The organism is Microbacterium sp. LWH3-1.2 (assembly GCF_040675855.1).
Classification (GTDB): Bacteria; Actinomycetota; Actinomycetes; order Actinomycetales; family Microbacteriaceae; genus Microbacterium.
In genome coordinates this window covers 3,099,797-3,116,566 of sequence record NZ_JBEGIK010000001.1, presented here as the reverse complement: position 1 = coordinate 3,116,566, position 16,770 = coordinate 3,099,797, and the positions used below count along the sequence as shown (strand labels likewise).

Annotated in this window: 14 protein-coding genes and 1 tRNA gene; 9 read left to right on the top strand and 6 right to left on the bottom strand. The window is 71.2% G+C overall.

Annotated features, from left to right (window positions below; translation table 11 throughout):
* Positions 1-13: 13 nt before the first annotated feature.
* Entirely contained in the window at positions 14-442 is a 429-nt protein-coding gene (locus MRBLWH3_RS14590; protein ID WP_363433295.1) for a MarR family winged helix-turn-helix transcriptional regulator, read from the top strand.
* A gap of 69 nt (positions 443-511) precedes the next feature.
* Here the strand turns inward: MRBLWH3_RS14590 and MRBLWH3_RS14585 are convergent.
* Positions 512-585, bottom strand: a tRNA-Met gene (locus tag MRBLWH3_RS14585).
* Between the two features lie 91 nt (positions 586-676).
* Between MRBLWH3_RS14585 and MRBLWH3_RS14580 the strand changes: the two genes are divergently transcribed.
* Both MRBLWH3_RS14580 and MRBLWH3_RS14575 read left to right on the top strand, forming a co-directional pair.
* Positions 677-1,195, top strand: coding sequence for a DUF6328 family protein (locus tag MRBLWH3_RS14580; protein WP_363433292.1), 519 nt, complete (start codon positions 677-679; stop codon positions 1,193-1,195).
* A complete protein-coding gene (locus tag MRBLWH3_RS14575) occupies positions 1,192-1,995 on the top strand; it encodes a carbon-nitrogen hydrolase family protein (protein WP_363433289.1) in 804 nt (267 codons plus the stop codon). The genes MRBLWH3_RS14580 and MRBLWH3_RS14575 overlap by 4 nt, the downstream gene beginning before the upstream one ends.
* A 9-nt stretch (positions 1,996-2,004) precedes the next feature.
* On the opposite strand, the gene MRBLWH3_RS14570 is transcribed toward MRBLWH3_RS14575, so the two are convergent.
* Complete coding sequence (locus MRBLWH3_RS14570) at positions 2,005-3,204, bottom strand: aminotransferase class I/II-fold pyridoxal phosphate-dependent enzyme (RefSeq protein WP_363433287.1); 1,200 nt, start codon at positions 3,202-3,204, stop codon at positions 2,005-2,007.
* Between the two features lie 118 nt (positions 3,205-3,322).
* Here MRBLWH3_RS14570 and MRBLWH3_RS14565 point away from each other — a divergent pair, with 118 nt between their 5' ends.
* Genes MRBLWH3_RS14565 through MRBLWH3_RS14555 form a run of 3 tightly spaced genes read left to right on the top strand, consistent with a single transcriptional unit; the run spans position 3,323 to position 7,765 of the window.
* Entirely contained in the window at positions 3,323-4,996 is a 1,674-nt protein-coding gene (locus MRBLWH3_RS14565) for a S1C family serine protease (protein ID WP_363433285.1), read from the top strand.
* A 46-nt stretch (positions 4,997-5,042) separates the two neighbouring features.
* On the top strand, positions 5,043-6,317 hold the full coding sequence (locus MRBLWH3_RS14560) for a CDP-glycerol glycerophosphotransferase family protein (RefSeq protein ID WP_363433282.1): 1,275 nt from the start codon (positions 5,043-5,045) through the stop codon (positions 6,315-6,317).
* The gene (locus MRBLWH3_RS14555) at positions 6,314-7,765 is read left to right on the top strand and encodes a CDP-glycerol glycerophosphotransferase family protein (protein WP_363433279.1); all 1,452 of its coding nucleotides are present in this window, start codon (positions 6,314-6,316) and stop codon (positions 7,763-7,765) included. The genes MRBLWH3_RS14560 and MRBLWH3_RS14555 overlap by 4 nt, the downstream gene beginning before the upstream one ends.
* A 21-nt stretch (positions 7,766-7,786) precedes the next feature.
* Here MRBLWH3_RS14555 and MRBLWH3_RS14550 read toward each other — a convergent pair whose 3' ends face one another.
* The gene (locus MRBLWH3_RS14550; protein WP_363433276.1) at positions 7,787-8,824 is read right to left on the bottom strand and encodes a glycosyltransferase family 2 protein; all 1,038 of its coding nucleotides are present in this window, start codon (positions 8,822-8,824) and stop codon (positions 7,787-7,789) included.
* Positions 8,825-8,921: 97 nt separating this feature from the next.
* On the opposite strand from MRBLWH3_RS14550, the gene MRBLWH3_RS14545 reads away from it, so the two are divergent.
* Positions 8,922-10,202 (top strand): CDP-glycerol glycerophosphotransferase family protein, encoded by a 1,281-nt coding sequence (locus MRBLWH3_RS14545; RefSeq protein ID WP_363433273.1) that lies wholly within the window; start codon positions 8,922-8,924, stop codon positions 10,200-10,202.
* Between the two features lie 30 nt (positions 10,203-10,232).
* Here MRBLWH3_RS14545 and MRBLWH3_RS14540 read toward each other — a convergent pair whose 3' ends face one another.
* The 3 genes from MRBLWH3_RS14540 to MRBLWH3_RS14530 form a co-directional block, all read right to left on the bottom strand.
* Complete coding sequence (locus MRBLWH3_RS14540) at positions 10,233-11,621, bottom strand: phosphotransferase (RefSeq protein ID WP_363433270.1); 1,389 nt, start codon at positions 11,619-11,621, stop codon at positions 10,233-10,235.
* Positions 11,622-11,772: 151 nt separating this feature from the next.
* Positions 11,773-12,705, bottom strand: a complete 933-nt coding sequence (locus MRBLWH3_RS14535) for a hypothetical protein (protein WP_363433267.1) — start codon at positions 12,703-12,705, stop codon at positions 11,773-11,775.
* A 75-nt stretch (positions 12,706-12,780) separates the two neighbouring features.
* Positions 12,781-13,473, bottom strand: a complete 693-nt coding sequence (locus MRBLWH3_RS14530) for a phosphocholine cytidylyltransferase family protein (protein WP_363433265.1) — start codon at positions 13,471-13,473, stop codon at positions 12,781-12,783.
* Between the two features lie 195 nt (positions 13,474-13,668).
* Here MRBLWH3_RS14530 and MRBLWH3_RS14525 point away from each other — a divergent pair, with 195 nt between their 5' ends.
* A complete protein-coding gene (locus MRBLWH3_RS14525; protein WP_363433263.1) occupies positions 13,669-15,213 on the top strand; it encodes an ABC transporter ATP-binding protein in 1,545 nt (514 codons plus the stop codon).
* Positions 15,189-16,754 carry a hypothetical protein gene (locus MRBLWH3_RS14520; RefSeq protein ID WP_363433261.1) on the top strand — a complete coding sequence of 522 codons (1,566 nt, stop codon included), beginning with the start codon at positions 15,189-15,191 and terminating at the stop codon, positions 16,752-16,754. The genes MRBLWH3_RS14525 and MRBLWH3_RS14520 overlap by 25 nt, the downstream gene beginning before the upstream one ends.
* The last annotated feature ends 16 nt before the right edge of the window (positions 16,755-16,770 follow it).

Genomic DNA, 16,770 nt, shown 5'->3' with positions numbered 1-16,770 from the left:
TGAACATGCGGTGATGCGTGTGCTCACGTCCATCCGTGCCCTCAGCGACGCCATGGAGCGCATGCACAGCGGCATGAAGGGCGACATGGACATGAACGCCTCGGATGTCGCGGCGCTCCGGCTGCTCATCATCCGCGAGCGGCAGGGGCGCTCGGTCAGCCCGCGCGACATCGCCCACCACCTGCGCATCTCGACCGCGTCGACGACGAAGCTGCTCGACCGGCTCGTCGAGTCCGGGCATGTCGAGCGCCGACCGCACCCCAGCGATGGGCGGGGCCGCGTGGTGGTGCTCACCGAGGACGCGAGGCACGCGTTCTTCCGCGTGTTCGGCGAGAAGCTGCGCGCCATGCGCACGGTGGCGATGGAGTTCGACGAGTCGGAGCTCTCGGTGATCGCGCGCTTCCTCGACGACCTCAGCGGTGCGATGGACCCGGAGGGCTGACGGCGTTCAGCGCCAGCGGAAACACGGAAGAGGGCGACCCGTTCGGGACGCCCTCTTCCGTGTTTTCTGTTGCGGGGACAGGATTTGAACCTGCGACCTCTGGGTTATGAGCCCAGCGAGCTACCGAGCTGCTCCACCCCGCGGCACAAGGAATAGCCTAGCACGGGGTTGGGGGTGGTCGTGACACGGGGCGGTCGGCTTGCCCCGATCGCGGGCGCCGGGCAAGGATGAACCATGTCCACCGAGCGTGACACCGATCCGCGAGACGACCAGATCGACGGTCGTGACGAATCACCGGAAGAACGCGCGGACCGCAACTGGAGCGAGGTGCTGCAGGAGGTCCGTGTCCTGCAGACGGGCACGCAGATCCTCACCGGCTTCCTGCTCGCTCTCGCTTTCCAGCCGGCCTTCGCCGACCTGACCGGCTCCCAGCAGGCCTTCTACCTCGGGCTCGTGGTCCTTTCGGCGCTCAGCTCGATCGTGGCCCTCGCGCCGGTCGCACTGCACCGCGCGCTGTTCCAGCAACGGGCGAAGGCCGAAGTCGTGCGCTTCGGGCACCTCGCCCTCGTCGCCGCGCTCGGGACCGTCGCGGTCCTGCTCGTGGGCGTCGTCGCGTTCGTGTTCGATGTCGTGCTCGGCGGGTCGGCGTTCTGGTGGGCCCTCATCCCGCTCGGCCTGTTTCTCTTCGCGCTGTGGCTGGTCATACCCGCGACCCTCCGCGCGCGCCGCCGGACGAACGGAGGACGGCGATGAATCACACCCTGCCCATCGGCGTGGCGCAGTTCGCGCCGACGGCCGACATCGCGGTGAACGTCGAGACCATCGCACAGCTCGTGGCCACGGCATCAGACCGCGGAGCACGCGTGGTGGTGTTCCCCGAGTACTCGAGCTACTTCGTCGACCCGTTCGACGCGTCGCTCGCCGAGAACGCGCAGGAGCTGGATGGGCCGTTCGTCGAGGCGCTGACGCGCCTCGCGTCGCAGCACGAGGTCACGATCGTCGCCGGGCTGCTGGAGCGCGCGAGCGACGGCGAGCGCGTGCGCAACACCGCGGTGGCGGTCGATGGGACCGGCCTGATCGCGCACTACCGCAAGCTGCACCTGTACGACGCCTTCGGGCAACGGGAGTCGGACTGGGTCGAGCCGGGCGAAGCGGGTGAGCCGCAGACGTTCGAGCTCGGTGGGCTGAGGTTCGGTCTGATGACCTGCTACGACCTGCGGTTCCCGGAAGTCGGGCGCCTGCTCGTCGACGCCGGCGCCGATGTCTTCGTCGTGCCCGCAGAGTGGGTGCGCGGCCCGCTCAAAGAGCACCACTGGCGCACGCTGCTGCATGCCCGCGCGATCGAGAACACCGTGTTCGTGGTCGCGGCCGATCACCCACCGCCCCTCGGTGTGGGCAACTCGCTCGTCGTCGACCCGCAGGGCGTCGAGCTCGCCGCCGTCGGAACGTCGACGGACGTCGCGGTCGCCCATCTCGACGTCGGGGCGATCGAGCGTGTGCGCCGCGTCAATCCGGCGCTGAGGCTCAGGCGCTTCGGCGTGGGCCCGCGCTGACCCGCGCACTCATCCGAGGCGGGCGAGGCGGGATGCCGCGTCTTCGAGCACCTCGACGCGTTTGCAGGCCGCGAACCGCACGAGTGTGCCGTACTCGCCACGCCGGTCCGGCGTCGCAAAGGCCGTGAGAGGGATGGCGACGACACCGGCGCGCTCGGGGAGGGCGCGACAGAACGCCGCAGCATCCATCGCTCCCAGCGGCGCGGCGTCGACGACGGTGAAGTACGAGCCGGCGGGCGTCGACACGTCGAAGCCGGCTGCGCGCAGGCCCGTGCCGAGCAGGTCCCGCTTCGCGCGGAGCGCGCCCGCTATGCCGCGGAAGAAGTCGTCGCCGAGGCGCAGGCCCGTCGCCATCGCAGGCTGGAACGGGCTGCCGTTGACGTACGTGAGGAACTGCTTGACCGCGAGCACCGCGTCGATCAGCGACGCGGGGCCCGAGATCCAGCCGATCTTCCAGCCGGTCGTCGAGAAGGTCTTCCCGCCCGACGAGATCGTGAGCGTGCGGTCCCAGGCGCCGGGAAGCGTGGCGATCGGCACGTGCGGCTCGTCGAACACGAGGTGCTCGTACACCTCGTCGGTCACGACCACCGCGTCGTGGCGGTCGGCGAGCCGCACGATCTCGTCCCGCACCTCGGCGCCGAAGACCGCACCTGTCGGGTTGTGCGGGTCGTTCACGAGGATGACGCGGGTGCGATCGCTCACGGCGGCTCGAAGCTCGTCCAGGTCGGGCTGGAAATGCGGCCACCGCAGCGGCACCGTCACGAGCCGCGCGCCGGCGAGTGCGACGACCGCCGCATACGAGTCGTAGTGCGGCTCGAAGACGACCACCTCGTCGTCGGGGCCGTCGAGCAGCGCGAGGAGCGCCGCGGCGAGGGCTTCGGTCGCACCGGCGGTCACCAGCACCTGGCGCGCGGGATCCAGGTGAAGGCCATAGAACCGTTCCTGGTGCTCGGCGACGGCGGCGAGCAGGTCCGGGATCCCGCGACCCGGCGGGTACTGGTTGACGCCGTTCGCGATGGCCGAGCGGGCGGCCTCCAGCACCTCGGCGGGGCCGTCCTCGTCGGGGAAGCCCTGCCCGAGATTGATCGCGCCCGTTCTCGCCGCGAGGGCCGACATCTCAGCGAAAATGGTGGGGTGGATCGACCCGTCGGAACCGACGAGTCCGGCGCCCGCGGCCGTGCGGTGCCATGCTCCGGGGATCTGTCGCATCGCTTCACCGTAGTACCGGGCGGGCTCATCCCCGTTGCATAGGCGAGTCCCATTCGCGACATAAGAAACGCACAGCATGGGTGGGCACAGTGGTGAGTGCTTGGCAGAAGGAGCAACCATGAGCGACACCCAGGGCGACCGCCCGGAAGACCAGACCCCCGCCGTCCCCTCGCAGTCGGCCGCGGAGGCCGCCGCGCAGACGCCCGCCCAGCCCGAGACCCCGGCCGCTGCCGCGGCCGCGCCGGAGACCGTCGAGCCCGCCGCCATCCCCGTCCCGCCCGCTCAGCCCGCTGCCGCAGCGCCGCCGGTCCCTCCGGCTGCCGCGCCGGTCGTGCCTCCGGCGGCCCACGTGCAGGCGACGGCACCGACTCAGCCCGTGCCGCCCGCCGGCTACCCGGCAGGGGCGCACTCGTACGCGCGTCCGCAGGGATACGCCGGTCAGCCCGCGCCCCACCCCCACTCCTACGCGGGCCAGCCCGGACCCGGCGCGCCCGGCGCCGCATTCGGAGTGAACCCCGCGGACGCTCAGCCGACGCTGCCGATCTCCGGTTCGACCGGTGCCGCTCCGACCGCCACGACCACCAAGGTGGCGAAGAAGTCCTCCGGCGCGGGCAAGGTCGTCGGCCTCGTCGTCGCCGCCGCCATCGTCGGCGGTGCGGCGGGCCTGGGTGGCGCGTACGCCGGCGTCACGTGGTTCGCCCCCGTCAGCACTTCGCCCGCCGCCGGGCCGTCGACCGTCACGGTCAACGACACCGACTCGGTCAACCAGACCACCGCGATCGCGGCCAAGGTCGTCCCGAGCGTCGTGACGATCGAGGCCACCGGCTCGTCGGGAGCCGGCACCGGTTCCGGCGTGGTCCTGAAGGAGGACGGCTATGTCGTCACGAACACCCACGTCGTGACCCTCGACGGCGCGACCGGTGACGCGGCCATCCGCGTGACCACCTCGGACGGCCGCGTCTACGACGCCGAGGTCGTAGGCACCGACCCGACCTACGACCTCGCCGTGATCAAGCTGCAGGATGCCGAGGACCTCACGCCGATCGAGATCGCCGACTCGAGCAAGCTCAACGTCGGCGACACGACGGTCGCGGTCGGCGCGCCGCTGGGCCTGGCGAACTCCGTCACCGAGGGCATCGTGAGCGCGCTCAACCGGTCGATCTCGATCGCGTCGTCGGCGGCGCCCGACTCGGGCGACAGCCAGGACGAGCAGGACGAGAACAGCCAGGAGGGTCCGTTCCGCTTCGACTTCGGTCAGGGCGACCAGCAGTCGACCGCCACCGAGAGCATCTCGATCTCGGTGATCCAGACCGACGCGGCCATCAACCCCGGCAACTCGGGCGGTGCGCTCGTCGACTCCGACGGCAAGCTGATCGGCATCAACGTCGCGATCGCGACCGCGGGCGGCTCGTCGCCCGACGGCTCGGGCTCGATCGGCGTCGGCTTCTCGATCCCGTCCGACATCGTCGAGCGCATCACCGGCGAGATCATCGAGAACGGCGAGGCGACCCACGGTCTGCTCGGTGCGAACGTGAAGGCCGCGGCATCCGTCGAGGGCTCCACCATCACCGGTGCCTACATCGACGCGGTCACCGATGGCGGTGCGGCAGCCGCCGCCGGTCTGCAGAAGGGCGATGTCGTCACTGCTTTCAACGGCGTGCCGGTCACGGACGCGACCGACCTCACGGCGCAGGTGCGCGCTGCGGCGGCCGGCAGCGAGGCCGAGGTGACGTACGTCCGCGACGGCAAGACGCAGACGGTCGAGGTCACGCTGGGTTCTCTCCAGCAATAGTCCACACGTCACAGGACGCCATTCCGCCAGCAGGTAGGCTCGCGGGATGGCGTCCTTCTCGTTCGGCGCGGGAAATGCCCGAAAGCTCGCGACGATCCCGCTGTACGCCGCCGGACGAATCCTCACCCTCCTGGTGCCCCGCTCCCGGGACGAGTGGGTGATCGGCTGCGCGGTCGGCATCGGCGACGGGGCGCTCGCGCTCTGGGAGGTGGCTGCGGCGGACGGACGCACGCCGGTCTGGCTGGTGGCATCGAAGCGGGAGGCGACGGATGCCGCGGCCCGCGGCATCCGTGCCGTTCCGAAGCGTTCCCTGCAGGGGCTGTGGCGCACCGCGAGAGCCCGCGTGGTCGTCGTCACGCACGGCTTCGGCGACGTGAACCGCTACGCCGTTTCGGGTGCCTTCGTGGTGCAGCTGTGGCACGGCATCCCGCTCAAGCGAATCGGGATCGACTCGCCCGAGACGCTGCGCGTCCCCCACGTCATCGCCGCAACTCCCGCTGCCGGCGCCGTCAGGACGCTGCTGCGCACGATGTACCGCGGCGCCGCGCGCCGTATCCGGGTGCTGCCGGCGGCCTCGCACCTGGTGCGCGGCCGTCTCGAGTCCGCCTTCGCGCTTCCGGACGCGAGTGTGCCGGTGACCGGCGAGCCTCGCGTGGACGTGCTCTCTCGCGGCACCGCCGGGGATCGGCGGGTGCAGGCGCGCGCCGCGATCGGACTCGCCGTGCCGCGCGTGGCGCCGTCGAGCCGCTTCGTGCTCTACGCGCCGACGTGGCGGGACGGCGCGATCGACCCCGCGGTGCCGACCGACGAGGAGTGGTCTCGGATCGTCGAGGTGCTGCGGCGCCACGATGCCACCCTCCTCGTCCGTTCGCACCCGCTCGGCGCCGGCGATTACGCCCCGCCGTTCCCGACCGACCGCGTGCACTCGCTGGACAGCGACCTCGTCGCAGATGTGACGCCTCTTCTCCCCGGCCTCGACGCCCTGGTCACCGACTACTCTTCGCTGGCGTTCGACGCCTCGCTCGTACCGCTGCCCACGCTGTTCCTCGCGCCCGACGTCGAGGAGTACGCGCAGCGTCGCGGCTTCTACGGCGCCTATGCCGACGTCGCCGGCCAAGACTGGGCCCTCGACTGGACCCAGGCGATGGCCCAGCTGGACGCAGTGCTCGGTTCCGCGGACGAGCGCGCGCGCCGCGTCGAACGGGCGATCGCCCTCGACGCGCGGGTGCACGCGTTCCGGGACGGGCGCAACGCCGAGAGGGTGTACCGTGCGATTCTGGCCGGAACGGTGCACGACGGCCCGAGGGAAGGAACCGGATGACCGACGCGCGCTTCACGACGCAGGGGAGCCCGGCTCTCGTACTCTCGGGCGAGGGGCAACGGCCCGATTCCGTCGAGATCGTCGGCGCTCGCGCCCGCGTCGCCGCGCGCCTGACCGGCCGCGGCAAGACGTGGAACGCGACGCTGCCGCTGCGCGCTGCGCGCTGGGGCGGCCCCGAGCTCCCGCTGCCCGCGGGTTCGTACGAGGTGCGGATCACCGATGCCTCCGGCCGTGTCATCCGTCCCCCCGAAGCGCTTCCGCTCACACAACTCGGTACGCTGCGCGCAAGCCTGGAGGGATGGACCCTGCGCGTCGGGCCTCCGATCGACCCCGCCTACGACTCGGGCGAAGGACAGGACGCGCTCGAACGCCGCTACGCGACCCGACCCGCGACAGGGTTCGAGAACGCGGTGTTCTTCGAGAGCTTCTACGGCCGCAACGCCAGCTGCAACCCGCTCGCGATCGATCGGGAGCTCGCGCGCCGGGCGCCGGGCATCACCCGCTACTGGAGCGTCGTCGACCTGTCGGTCGCCGTGCCCGAGGGCGCCATCCCGGTGGTCGAGGGGAGCCCGGAGTGGTGGCGCGCCCGCGGCGCGGCACGACTGCTCGTGGTCAACGACTGGCTGCGCCGCCGGTTCTCGCGCCGCAAGGGCCAGGTCGTGTTGCAGACGTGGCACGGCACGCCCCTCAAGCGCCTCGCGCTGCACCGGCCCGGTTTCGACCCGCGCCGCACGGCCGCGGTCGTGCGCGAGTCGCGGCGGTGGAACATCCTGCTGGCGCAGAACCCTTACGCCGCGCGCATCCTCGGCAAGGCCTACGCGTTCCTCACGCGCCCGATCTGGGTGGAGGGATATCCGCGCAACGACGTGCTGACCACGGGCGACGATGCGGCGACGCGTGAGGCCCTCGGCATCCGTCCCGGCGAGCGGGTGCTGCTGTACGCGCCGACGTGGCGCGACGACCGCGACCAGATCGTTGACTTCATCGACCCGGTCTCGCTCGCCGCGGCGACCGACGCGGTGGTGCTGGTGCGCGGGCACTCGCGCACGCTGCTGCCCGGACGCGACGCCGAGGGGCCGCGCGTGATCGATGTCACCGGCTTCCCCGACACGTCCCTGCTGCTGCTGGTGGCCGACGCGCTCATCACCGACTACTCGTCCGTGATGTTCGACTATTCGGTGACCGGCAAGCCGATGTACTTCCTCGTGCCCGACATGGAGCACTACCGCGGTGAACTGCGCGGGTTCTACTTCGATCTCGCCGCGCACGCGCCCGGGCCCATGGTGCGCACGCAAGAGGAGCTGGTGGCCGCGCTCGGCTCAGATGATACCGAGAAGTATGCGCGCCGCTACGCGCAGTGGCGCGACAAGTTCAACGCCCGCGACGACGGCCATGCCGCCGAGCGGGTCGTGGCGCGGATCCTGGATCAGGGCTTCATCGAGGCCTGAGCGCAGGGCGGTCACCCGTGGTCACGGCAGAGGTGTGTTGCGGCTCCCGAGTCGCGACGTGTCGACGGTGTCGTGGGCGCCGCCGATCACCCCGAGGAGGAACCCCCATCCCCAGGCCAGGTGCATGGACGGCAGAACGGCTGCGGTCCACAGCTTGTCGCGCCAGCCGCGCCCGCCGCCCGGGCCGATCGCGACGCCGACGATGAGGAACGCGTACGCGACCACGGGGAGGTAGACGACGGATGCCGCCACCGACCACCACCCCTGCACCACGCTCGAGAACTGCAGCACGCCGACGACGATGCCGAGCAGGATCATCAGCACGAGCGCCGGCGGGGCGAAGAAGCGGAGCGAGTTCCCTCGCCCGAACCGGCGGACGAGCTCACCGCGCCACCGCCCTGTCGCGGAGAACTGGCGCACAAGGCGCGTCCAGCTCTCGCGCGGCCAGTACGTGACGGCGAGCGTCGGGTCGAACCAGACGCGGTAACCGGCGCGGCGGATGCGCAGGTTCAACTCCCAGTCCTCGCCGCGGCGGATGCTCTCATCGAAAAGCCCCACCTCTTCGAGCACGTCGCGGCGCATGACGCCGAGATAGGCGGACTCGGCCTCGCCCTCCTGCGTGCCGCCGTGGTACGCGCCGCCGCCGAGACCGATGGGGGAGTTGTAGGCGCGGGCGACGGCACGCTGGAAGGGCGTCCGGCCGTCAGCGCGCATGACGCCGCCCACGTTCGCCGCGCGCACGCGATCGAGGGTCGCCACCGCGCGTCGCGCATACGTCGGATCGAGCTCGGAGTGCGCGTCCACGCGCACGATGGTCGCGTGGCGCGCGGCGCGGATCGCGAGGTTCAACCCGATGGGGATGTCGGCGTCGGGGTTGTCGACCAGCACGATGCGGTCGTCTCCGGCGGCGAGCTCGGCGGCCAGTTCGTTCGTGCCGTCCGTTGACGGACCGAGGGCGAGTACCAGTTCGGCCGGGCCCGGGATGTCCTGCCCGAGTACCGTCTCGACGGCACGCCGCAGGTAGTCGCGCTCGTTGAGCACCGGCATCACGAAACTCACGCCGGCGCCGGGGGGAGGGACCGGAGCGTCCCTGCGCCCGTGTTGCTCGACATGCACGCGTCGATCATGTCACGGGTGCCCTGGGTAGTCTGGATGCGTGGGTCTGGTCTCAGATGGAAAGAAGGCGGTAGCGCTCGTCCGGAAGGCGGTGCGCAATCGCTCCGCCGTCATCGACGTGCGGCGCACGCTCGCGGCCCGGCCGCCGCACCCGCCGTTCCAGTATCGGGTCGCCGTCTACTTCGCCGACGGCGCGGTCAACATGTACCAGATGCGGCAGTGGTACAAGCCGCTCGCCGACCTCGCCAAGACGTGGCCCGTCGTGGTGCTGAGCCGCGCGGCCACCGGCGCCGAGGCCCTGCTTGCGGACAATGCCCTTCCGGTGGCGTTCGTGCCGACGGTGCGGGATCTCGAGCGCTTCATCGCCAAGCAGGACATCCGCCTCGTGCTGTACGTGAATCAGAACACGCGGAACTTCCAGATGTTCCGCTACGGCCGGCGCTGGCACGTGTTCATCAACCACGGCGAGTCCGACAAGATGTACATGACCACGAACCAGTACAAGGCATACGACTACGCGATGATCGCGGGCGACGCCGCGCGCGAGCGACTCTCGCGGGTGTTGTGGGATTACGACATCGAGCGCCGCACGATCGAGATCGGGCGCCCGCAGGCCGACCACTACTCGGGCACCCTGCCGTACACCCCCGACGATCGCACGGTGGTGCTGTACGCGCCCACGTGGGAGGGAGACCGCCCGTCGGCGCACTACGGATCGATCGTCACACATGGCGAGGCGCTCGTCACGGCTCTGCTGGCCACCGGTCGGCATCGGGTGATCTACCGTCCTCACCCGCGCTCGGGCGTCGTGAACCACGAGTACGGCGCCGCGAACACGCGCATCATCGCGGCGCTGACCGCCGCGAACGCGTCGGACCCCTCGGCCCAGCACGTCTTCGACGACGGGCCGGAGCTCGGCTGGCAGCTCGCCGCCGCCGACGTCGCCGTCGTCGACATCTCCGCGATGGTCTACGACCGGCTCGCGGCCGACAAGCCGCTCATGATCACGCGCCCGGCCGACCCCGCCGCCGCGATAGACACGCACGGCTACCTCTCGGCGTGCGAGTGGCTGGCCGCGGCGGACGCCCCCGACATCGTCGGCCACACCGAGCGTGTGCTCGCAGACCCCGAGGCGGTCACGCGGCTCGAGGAATGGGTCACGCACTACTTCGGTGACACGGCCCCCGGCGCCGCGACGGCGCGGTTCCAGGGGGCCGTCCAGCGCCTCATGGACGACTGGGACGCCTGGTACGCCCGGTCGGTCGCCGACACCGAGGACGACGAGCCCGAAGACGAAGCGGAACTCGACGACGAGGGGTGAGCCCGGCCGCTCCGAGAGCAGCGCCCGGCGTCAGGCCACCGGGGCAGGACGCTCGACGAGTCGAGCGATCGCACGAAGCGGGATCGCCACCCACGTCGGCCGGTTGCGGGCCTCGTAGATCGCCTCGTACACAGCCTTGTCCAGCTCGAGCGCGGCAAGCAGCGGATGCCGGGGGTCGAGCCCGCCGGCCGACGCCGCGTATCCGTCCACGAACGCTCCACGGGCGTCGCGCGCCCAGGAGAGCACCGCATCCGCGGAGCGGTCGGGATCGTCGAGGCGGAGTGAACCCGCGACATAGTCGAACGAGCGGAGCATGCCGGCGACATCGCGGAGCGCGAGATCGGATTGCGTGCGCTCCGCCATCGGGCGCAGGGGCTCGCCCTCGAAATCGACCATGATCCAGCCACGGTCGGGGGAGTGCAGCACCTGCCCGAGGTGGAAGTCGCCGTGGACCCGCTGCAGCGGCGGCCACGGCACCTCGAGTGCGCGGCGATACACCTCGGCCGCGGCATCCCGCTGACCGGCGATGTCGGGAACCTCCGCCATCGCGATCGCGAACCGCCGCTCCCATGTGGCGGCCGTCGCTTCACGATCGGCCGCGGTCGCCGTGCGGGTCGGGAAGCACTCGGCGAGAGCGAGATGAACCTCCGCCGTCGCGGCGCCGAGAGCCCGAGCCTCATCGCGGAAGTCGTCGCCCCTCGCCGCGGCCTGGAGTGCGACGCGCCACGCGTCCTCGACGCCCGGGAGGAACTCCTGCGCGCAGGCGAGCGACCCGCGCACGGTGCCGTGAGCGGTGGTGAGGTCGGGCCACGTCCCTTCGATGGAGCCGATCGGGCGCGGCACGTGCGGCGATCCGGCTCCGGCCAGCGCCTCCTGCAGTTCGATATCGGGGTTGAGGCCCGCATGCAGCTGGCGATACACCTTGCAGATCACCGGGGCGCCGTCGCCCTCATAGATGAGGGATGTATTCGACTGCTCGCCGCTGATGACGCGCGAGGTGGCTCGCTCGGGAGCCCGCCCCGACGGTGCTGCTCGCCCGACCGCGGTCGTCTGCGGACCGTGCGCGGCGCCGCCGAGGGAGATGAGGCGCAGCAGCGCCTGCGCGTAGGCGGGATCGAACGGGCCGTCGATGAAAGTCGTCCCCGGAACCGGACTCCCGATGACGTGGTCGGGGTCGGCGTCGACGGTCTCCGTGGCGCGCTCGACGACCGGGATCTGGTACAGCACGGCGGGCAGCGCACCCTCGTCCGCGACGAGGAATGTGCGGATGCGCGCCCCCGCGTCCGCGTCCTCCGGTCCACCGGCCCCGACGCCGAGATCCCACCACGAGAGCAAGCGCAGGCTGGGCGGGCGCCCTTTTGCGGCGTACCACCGCTGCCGCGGCATCCACGCCGCAAGGCACGCCAACGTGCTGTCCATACTGTGAGCGTATGCCCGCGGTCGTGTGCGTGTCGAGGACACGCAGCAAGCGCTTTCATGCCGCCTGGGGACCACATGCCCTACTCGTTCTCGCCCGACTCCTGCGCCGCATGCCGCCATTTTCACCCCACCGCGCATCGGGGGGACGGCGTCAGGAAGGCTTGTCGTCCTCGGTCGGGGCGTCGATGGCGTCGGGGGTGCGTCGGATCACGCGCGCGGTGATTCGCCGCGCCCCCGATGCGCCGCGCGTGATGCCGCCGACCACGGCCTCTCCGGCGCGACGGATGCCGCGTCCTGCGAGCCGTTCGAGCCGGTCGGCGCCGGGACGGGGCTCGAGCTCGGGAGGCAGGATCAGCGGCGGGCTGCCGAACGCGCGTCGGGAGCCGGTGAGCACTCGGCGGCCGAGGATGTTGTTGCCGGCGCCGCCGATCGCCGCGCCGATGCCGAACGGCAGCGCCTTGCCGATCCACGATGCGCCGCCGCGCGCGGCGAACTGGCGGATGAAGGTCGTCTTGAGCCGGTCGACGAGCGGTCCGACGGCCGCCCGGGGGAGCGACTTCGTGATCAGCTCGCCCCAGTATCCCGAGCGAGTCGGACCGCGCCCGGCTGCCTGCCCGGCGAGCTGCGCGACGAGGTCGACGCCTTCCTTGCCCAGCATGAGCGTCAGCACGAGCGCGCGGGCACGCTCGGGATCCGACACCGGGATGCCGTGCACCTCGGTGACCGACTGCGCGAAGAGCGTCGTCGCCTCGAGGAAGGCCACGGTCTCGACGCCGCTGAGCGCGAGCGTCACGCCGGTGCCGATCCCCGGCACGACGGCGGTCGCGCCGACCGCGGCACCGCCGGTGGTCACTGCCGCGAGGTAGCGTCGTTCGAGGATGCGGACGATATCGGCCGGGGAGGCGTCCGGGTGGCGCAGCCGGATGCTGCGCAGGTGGGCGAGCACGACCGGCCGCTGGATCGCGAGCACGCGATCGAGCGCGCGGATGGTGAACGGATGCTCGTCGGAGCCTACGGGCGGCAGTCCGCCGTGCCATGGCGCGTCGCCGGGCAGGGAGTGGATCTGGTGCACCTTGTCGGTCATCGCAGAGATCCTATGCGCAGATGCCGAACGTCGGCCGGGGTTGACACCCCGGCCGACGTTCACACAGACAGAAGATCAGACGAAGAGGTTCGCGCGCTCCAGGTCCTCGGCGAAGTCCACCTCGACGGCATACAGGTCGGAGATGTCGAGCGGCTCGAGCAGCACACCGTCCTCGGCGATCGCGAGCTCGAGCCCGCGCTCGAAGTAGTCCTGATCGTCGACGCGGGTCAGGTGGCGCATGAACGCCTTCTTGTCGCGGCTCGAGATGTAGTTGATGCCCACGGCCTCGCCGATGCCGCCCTTGACCGTCTTCGAGAGCTCGTTGATGTAGCCCTCGGACGTGACGGTGTACTTGACCTCTTCGTCGCTCACCTTGGACGTGTTGACCGTGACGAACGACTGGTCGCGCTCGATGAGCTCGATCGCGCGCCCGAGGACGCGCGGGTCGAAGACGACGTCGCCGTTCATCCAGAGGACGCCGCCCTTCCCCGTCTTCGACAGCGCGCGCAAGAGGCTCTTGGAGGTGTTCGTCTGGTCGTAACGGTCGTTGTAGACGTAGTCGACGTCGGGAAACGCCTCGACGATGGTCTCGGCGCGGTAGCCGACGACCGTGGTGATCTTGGCTTCGCGGCCGAAGGTGGCACGGATGTTGTCGTGCTGCTGCTGCATGATGCTGCGGCCGTCGCCGAGTTCCGTGAGGGGCTTGGGCAGGCTGCGGCCGAGGCGCGAGCCCATTCCGGCTGCGAGGATGACGGTCTGAAGGGTCAAAATCTGCTCCTGAAGTGCGTGATTCACTGCCGGTTCGCCGGCGCGACACCCCTTCGTGCCTCGACCATGGTAGCGACGGGGCCTGGGAAGGCGCATAATGAGCGCCTCCCGTTGCAGAGTTGTGACATAACGTGAATGCCGCGACGCGGCGAGACGAACCGCCTCGCCGTCGGGCCCGCTTGATACGTTGGTGTAGTGACAGCCTCCCTCCCGGTGCCGAATGACATCGATCCGGAAGAGCCGGACCGTCACTCCAGCGCGCGCGTCGTACGCCTCGCAGACACGGTCTCACCGGCTCCCGAGAAGCCCCGCCGCCCGCCGCGCAAGCCGCGCACCGACGACAGCTCGAAGGCGGGGGCCGCTCCGCGCAAGAAGCGCACACCGGCTGCCTCGAAGCCGGAGCCGGCTCCCGTTGCGGATCCGGGGCCTCCGCCTCCTCTGCCGAGCGATCTCGAACTCGCGGCGAGCGCCGCTGCCAGCATCGCCGTGCCCCCGCGCCCGCCGCTGCCCGCAGCTCACGATGATGCGCCGACGGATGCTGCGGAGGCTCCCTCCGTCGAAGACGCGGAGTCCGTCCACGAGGAGGCGACGAACGCGGTCGCCGCCGCCGAGGCCGAAGCTGCGGCAGGGCGCGACGTCGTGGTCGATGCTGAAGCTGCGCTCGCGCCGGAACCCGGGGTCGCCCCCGGACCCGAGATCGCGCCCGAACCGGCGACTGCGCCCGGGGCTGAGATCGCACCCGCACTCGCGGTCGACGGCGAACGCCCCACCGATCCCGAGGCGGACGCCGGGCACGCGACTCTTGCCGAAACCGTGACGGTGGCCGATGCTGAGCCCGTGGTCGAGTCCGCGCCCGTGGCTGAGCCCGCGAACCTGACGCCCGCGCCCCTCGCCGTGCCCGAGCCCGTGACGACCGTCGACCCCGAGGCGCTGGCCGCCGCCGTCTCGCTGGACGGCGCCGCATCAGCGGTCGCAGCATCCGGGAACGCCCTCGTGCTCCGCGGTGTCAGCAAGAGCTTCGGCAGCACCCACGCCGTCGACGGCATCGACCTGACGATCCCGGCCGGTACGTTCTACGGCCTCGTCGGCCCGAACGGCGCCGGCAAGACGACCACGCTCTCGATGATCGCGGGCCTGCTCGAGCCTGATCGCGGCACCATCCATGTCGGCGGAGTGGATGCCGCGGCCAAGCCGCTCGCGGCCAAGAAGCTCATGGGCGTCCTGCCCGATCGGCTCCGCACCTTCGACCGCCTCACCGGCCGTCAGCTCCTCTACTACTACGGCGTGCTGCGCAAGCTTCCACCCGCGATCGTCGAGAGCCGCACCGCCGACCTCGCGCGCGCGTTCGATCTCGAGGACGCACTGGGCCGCAGCGTCTCGGACTACTCCGCGGGCATGCTCAAGAAGGTCATGCTCGCGGGAGCGCTCATCCACTCGCCGCGGCTGCTCGTGCTCGACGAGCCGTTCGAGGCGGTCGATCCCGTCTCGAGTGCGATCATCCTCGACATCCTCTCCACCTACGTCGCTCACGGCGGCACGGTGATCCTCTCGAGCCACGGCATGGACCTCGTCGAGCGCGTCTGCACACGCGTCGCGGTCATCGTGGCCGGCCAGGTGCTCGCGGAAGGCACCGTCGACGAGGTGCGCGGCGAGCTGACGCTCGAGCAGCGCTTCGTGGAACTGGCCGGAGGGCTCAGCGACGTGGAGGGCCTCGAGTGGCTGCACACATTCTCCGACTGAGGCTCGCTCTGCTGTTCGGCACGTTCCGCGGCCACGCGGGGCATGTCGCGCGCGTGGTCACCGGGCTCGTGATCCTCGCCGCCGCGACGGTGGCGGCGTGCTGGGCGCTGCTGACGCTGCAGGACGCCTCCACCGAGGAGGCGCTCGCCGTCACGGTGCTGGGCGGCTCCGCCGTGACCCTCGGGTTCGCGCTCGCGCCCCTGTTCGGCTCCGTAGAAGACCCGCTGGACCCGCGCCGCTTCGCGCTGTTCGGCCTCCCGCGGGGCAGCCTCGCCCTCGTGCTCGCGGTCGCCGGCTTCCTGAGCGTCCCGATCCTCGTGCTGCTCGCGATCGCGGTCTGCTCGGCGATCGTGTGGGCCGCGCACGGCGTCCCGGTGATCATCGGGGTCGCGAGCGTACTGCTCGGGGTCGTGACATGCGTCCTCCTTGCGCGTGTGTGCATGGCACTGGCCTCACTGCTCCTGCGCGACCGGCGCTCGCGCGAGCTCTCGGGCGTGTTCGTGCTCGTGGTGCTCGTCGTCGTGGTGCCGGTCGGCGTCTTCCTCGCCTCGCTGGAGTGGCAGGGGAGCGTGCCACCTCAGCTGCTCGTAGCCGTGGACTGGCTCGCCCTCACCCCCTTCGGCGCCGCGTGGGCGCTGCCCGGGATGGTGGTCACGGGGGGCGCCGCATGGCTGTCGGCGCTCATCGCGGTCCTCACGGTCGTCCTGCTGGGAGCGCTCTGGGCGTGGGCGGTCAAGCGACTGCTCACCACGACCGAGCGCCCGGGCATCGGGCGTGAGCGCGGCGGGCTCGGATGGTTCGGCGTCGCGCCGGGTACGCCCGCGGGTGCGATCGCGGCGCGCAGTCTCGTCTACTGGTTCGGTGACCGTCGCTACGTGGTGAACGGCCTCGTGATCCCGTTCGCGGCCGTCATCACTGTGGTGCCCCTCCTCATCGCGGGGGTCCCGCCCGAGCTCGTCGCCCTCGTGCCCGTGCCGTTCGCAGCCCTCTTCCTCGGCTGGCTGCCGCACGACGACCTCGCCTACGACTCCACCGCCGTCTGGATGCACATCGCCAGCGGCGTGCGCGGTGTCTCCGACCGGCTCGGCCGGCTCGTGCCCGTCCTGCTGGTCGGCACCCCACTGCTCGCCCTCGCGATCCCCGTGGCGACTCTCCTGCACGGGCGTTGGGCGGTGCTCCCGGCCCTCGCAGGCGTGTGCGCCGCACTGTTCCTGTCGGGTCTGGGGCTTTCGAGCATCTCGTCGGTGGTGGCGCCTTACGCCGTCTCGCGGCCGGGCGAGAGTCCGTTCCAGCAGCCCCAGCGCACGAGCGCGAGCGGGGCCATCGCTCAGGGAAGCGTCATGGCCGGCGCACTCGTGGTGTCGACGCCGGTGCTGTGGTGCGGCTGGCTCGCCCTGCGAGGAGACACGGATGCTGCGAGCACGGCGCTGTGGGCAGGCCTGGCCATCGGCGTCGGCGTGCTCGTCGCGGGCATCGGCATCGGAGCGGTCGCGTTCGATCGTCGCGGCGGGCGGCTGATGGAGTTCGCCGAGTCCACCTGACTGGTGCCGACCGACC

Bases quoted from the DNA above. Each gene is read 5' to 3' on its own strand.
- MRBLWH3_RS14590 (WP_363433295.1), top strand. From the start codon at position 14: ATGCGTGTGCTCACGTCCATCCGTGCCCTCAGCGACGCCATGGAGCGC.
- MRBLWH3_RS14580 (WP_363433292.1), top strand. From the start codon at position 677: ATGTCCACCGAGCGTGACACCGATCCGCGAGACGACCAGATCGACGGT.
- MRBLWH3_RS14575 (WP_363433289.1), top strand. From the start codon at position 1,192: ATGAATCACACCCTGCCCATCGGCGTGGCGCAGTTCGCGCCGACGGCC.
- MRBLWH3_RS14570 (WP_363433287.1), bottom strand. From the start codon at position 3,204: ATGCGACAGATCCCCGGAGCATGGCACCGCACGGCCGCGGGCGCCGGA.
- MRBLWH3_RS14565 (WP_363433285.1), top strand. From the start codon at position 3,323: ATGAGCGACACCCAGGGCGACCGCCCGGAAGACCAGACCCCCGCCGTC.
- MRBLWH3_RS14560 (WP_363433282.1), top strand. From the start codon at position 5,043: ATGGCGTCCTTCTCGTTCGGCGCGGGAAATGCCCGAAAGCTCGCGACG.
- MRBLWH3_RS14555 (WP_363433279.1), top strand. From the start codon at position 6,314: ATGACCGACGCGCGCTTCACGACGCAGGGGAGCCCGGCTCTCGTACTC.
- MRBLWH3_RS14540 (WP_363433270.1), bottom strand. From the start codon at position 11,621: ATGGACAGCACGTTGGCGTGCCTTGCGGCGTGGATGCCGCGGCAGCGG.
- MRBLWH3_RS14535 (WP_363433267.1), bottom strand. From the start codon at position 12,705: ATGACCGACAAGGTGCACCAGATCCACTCCCTGCCCGGCGACGCGCCA.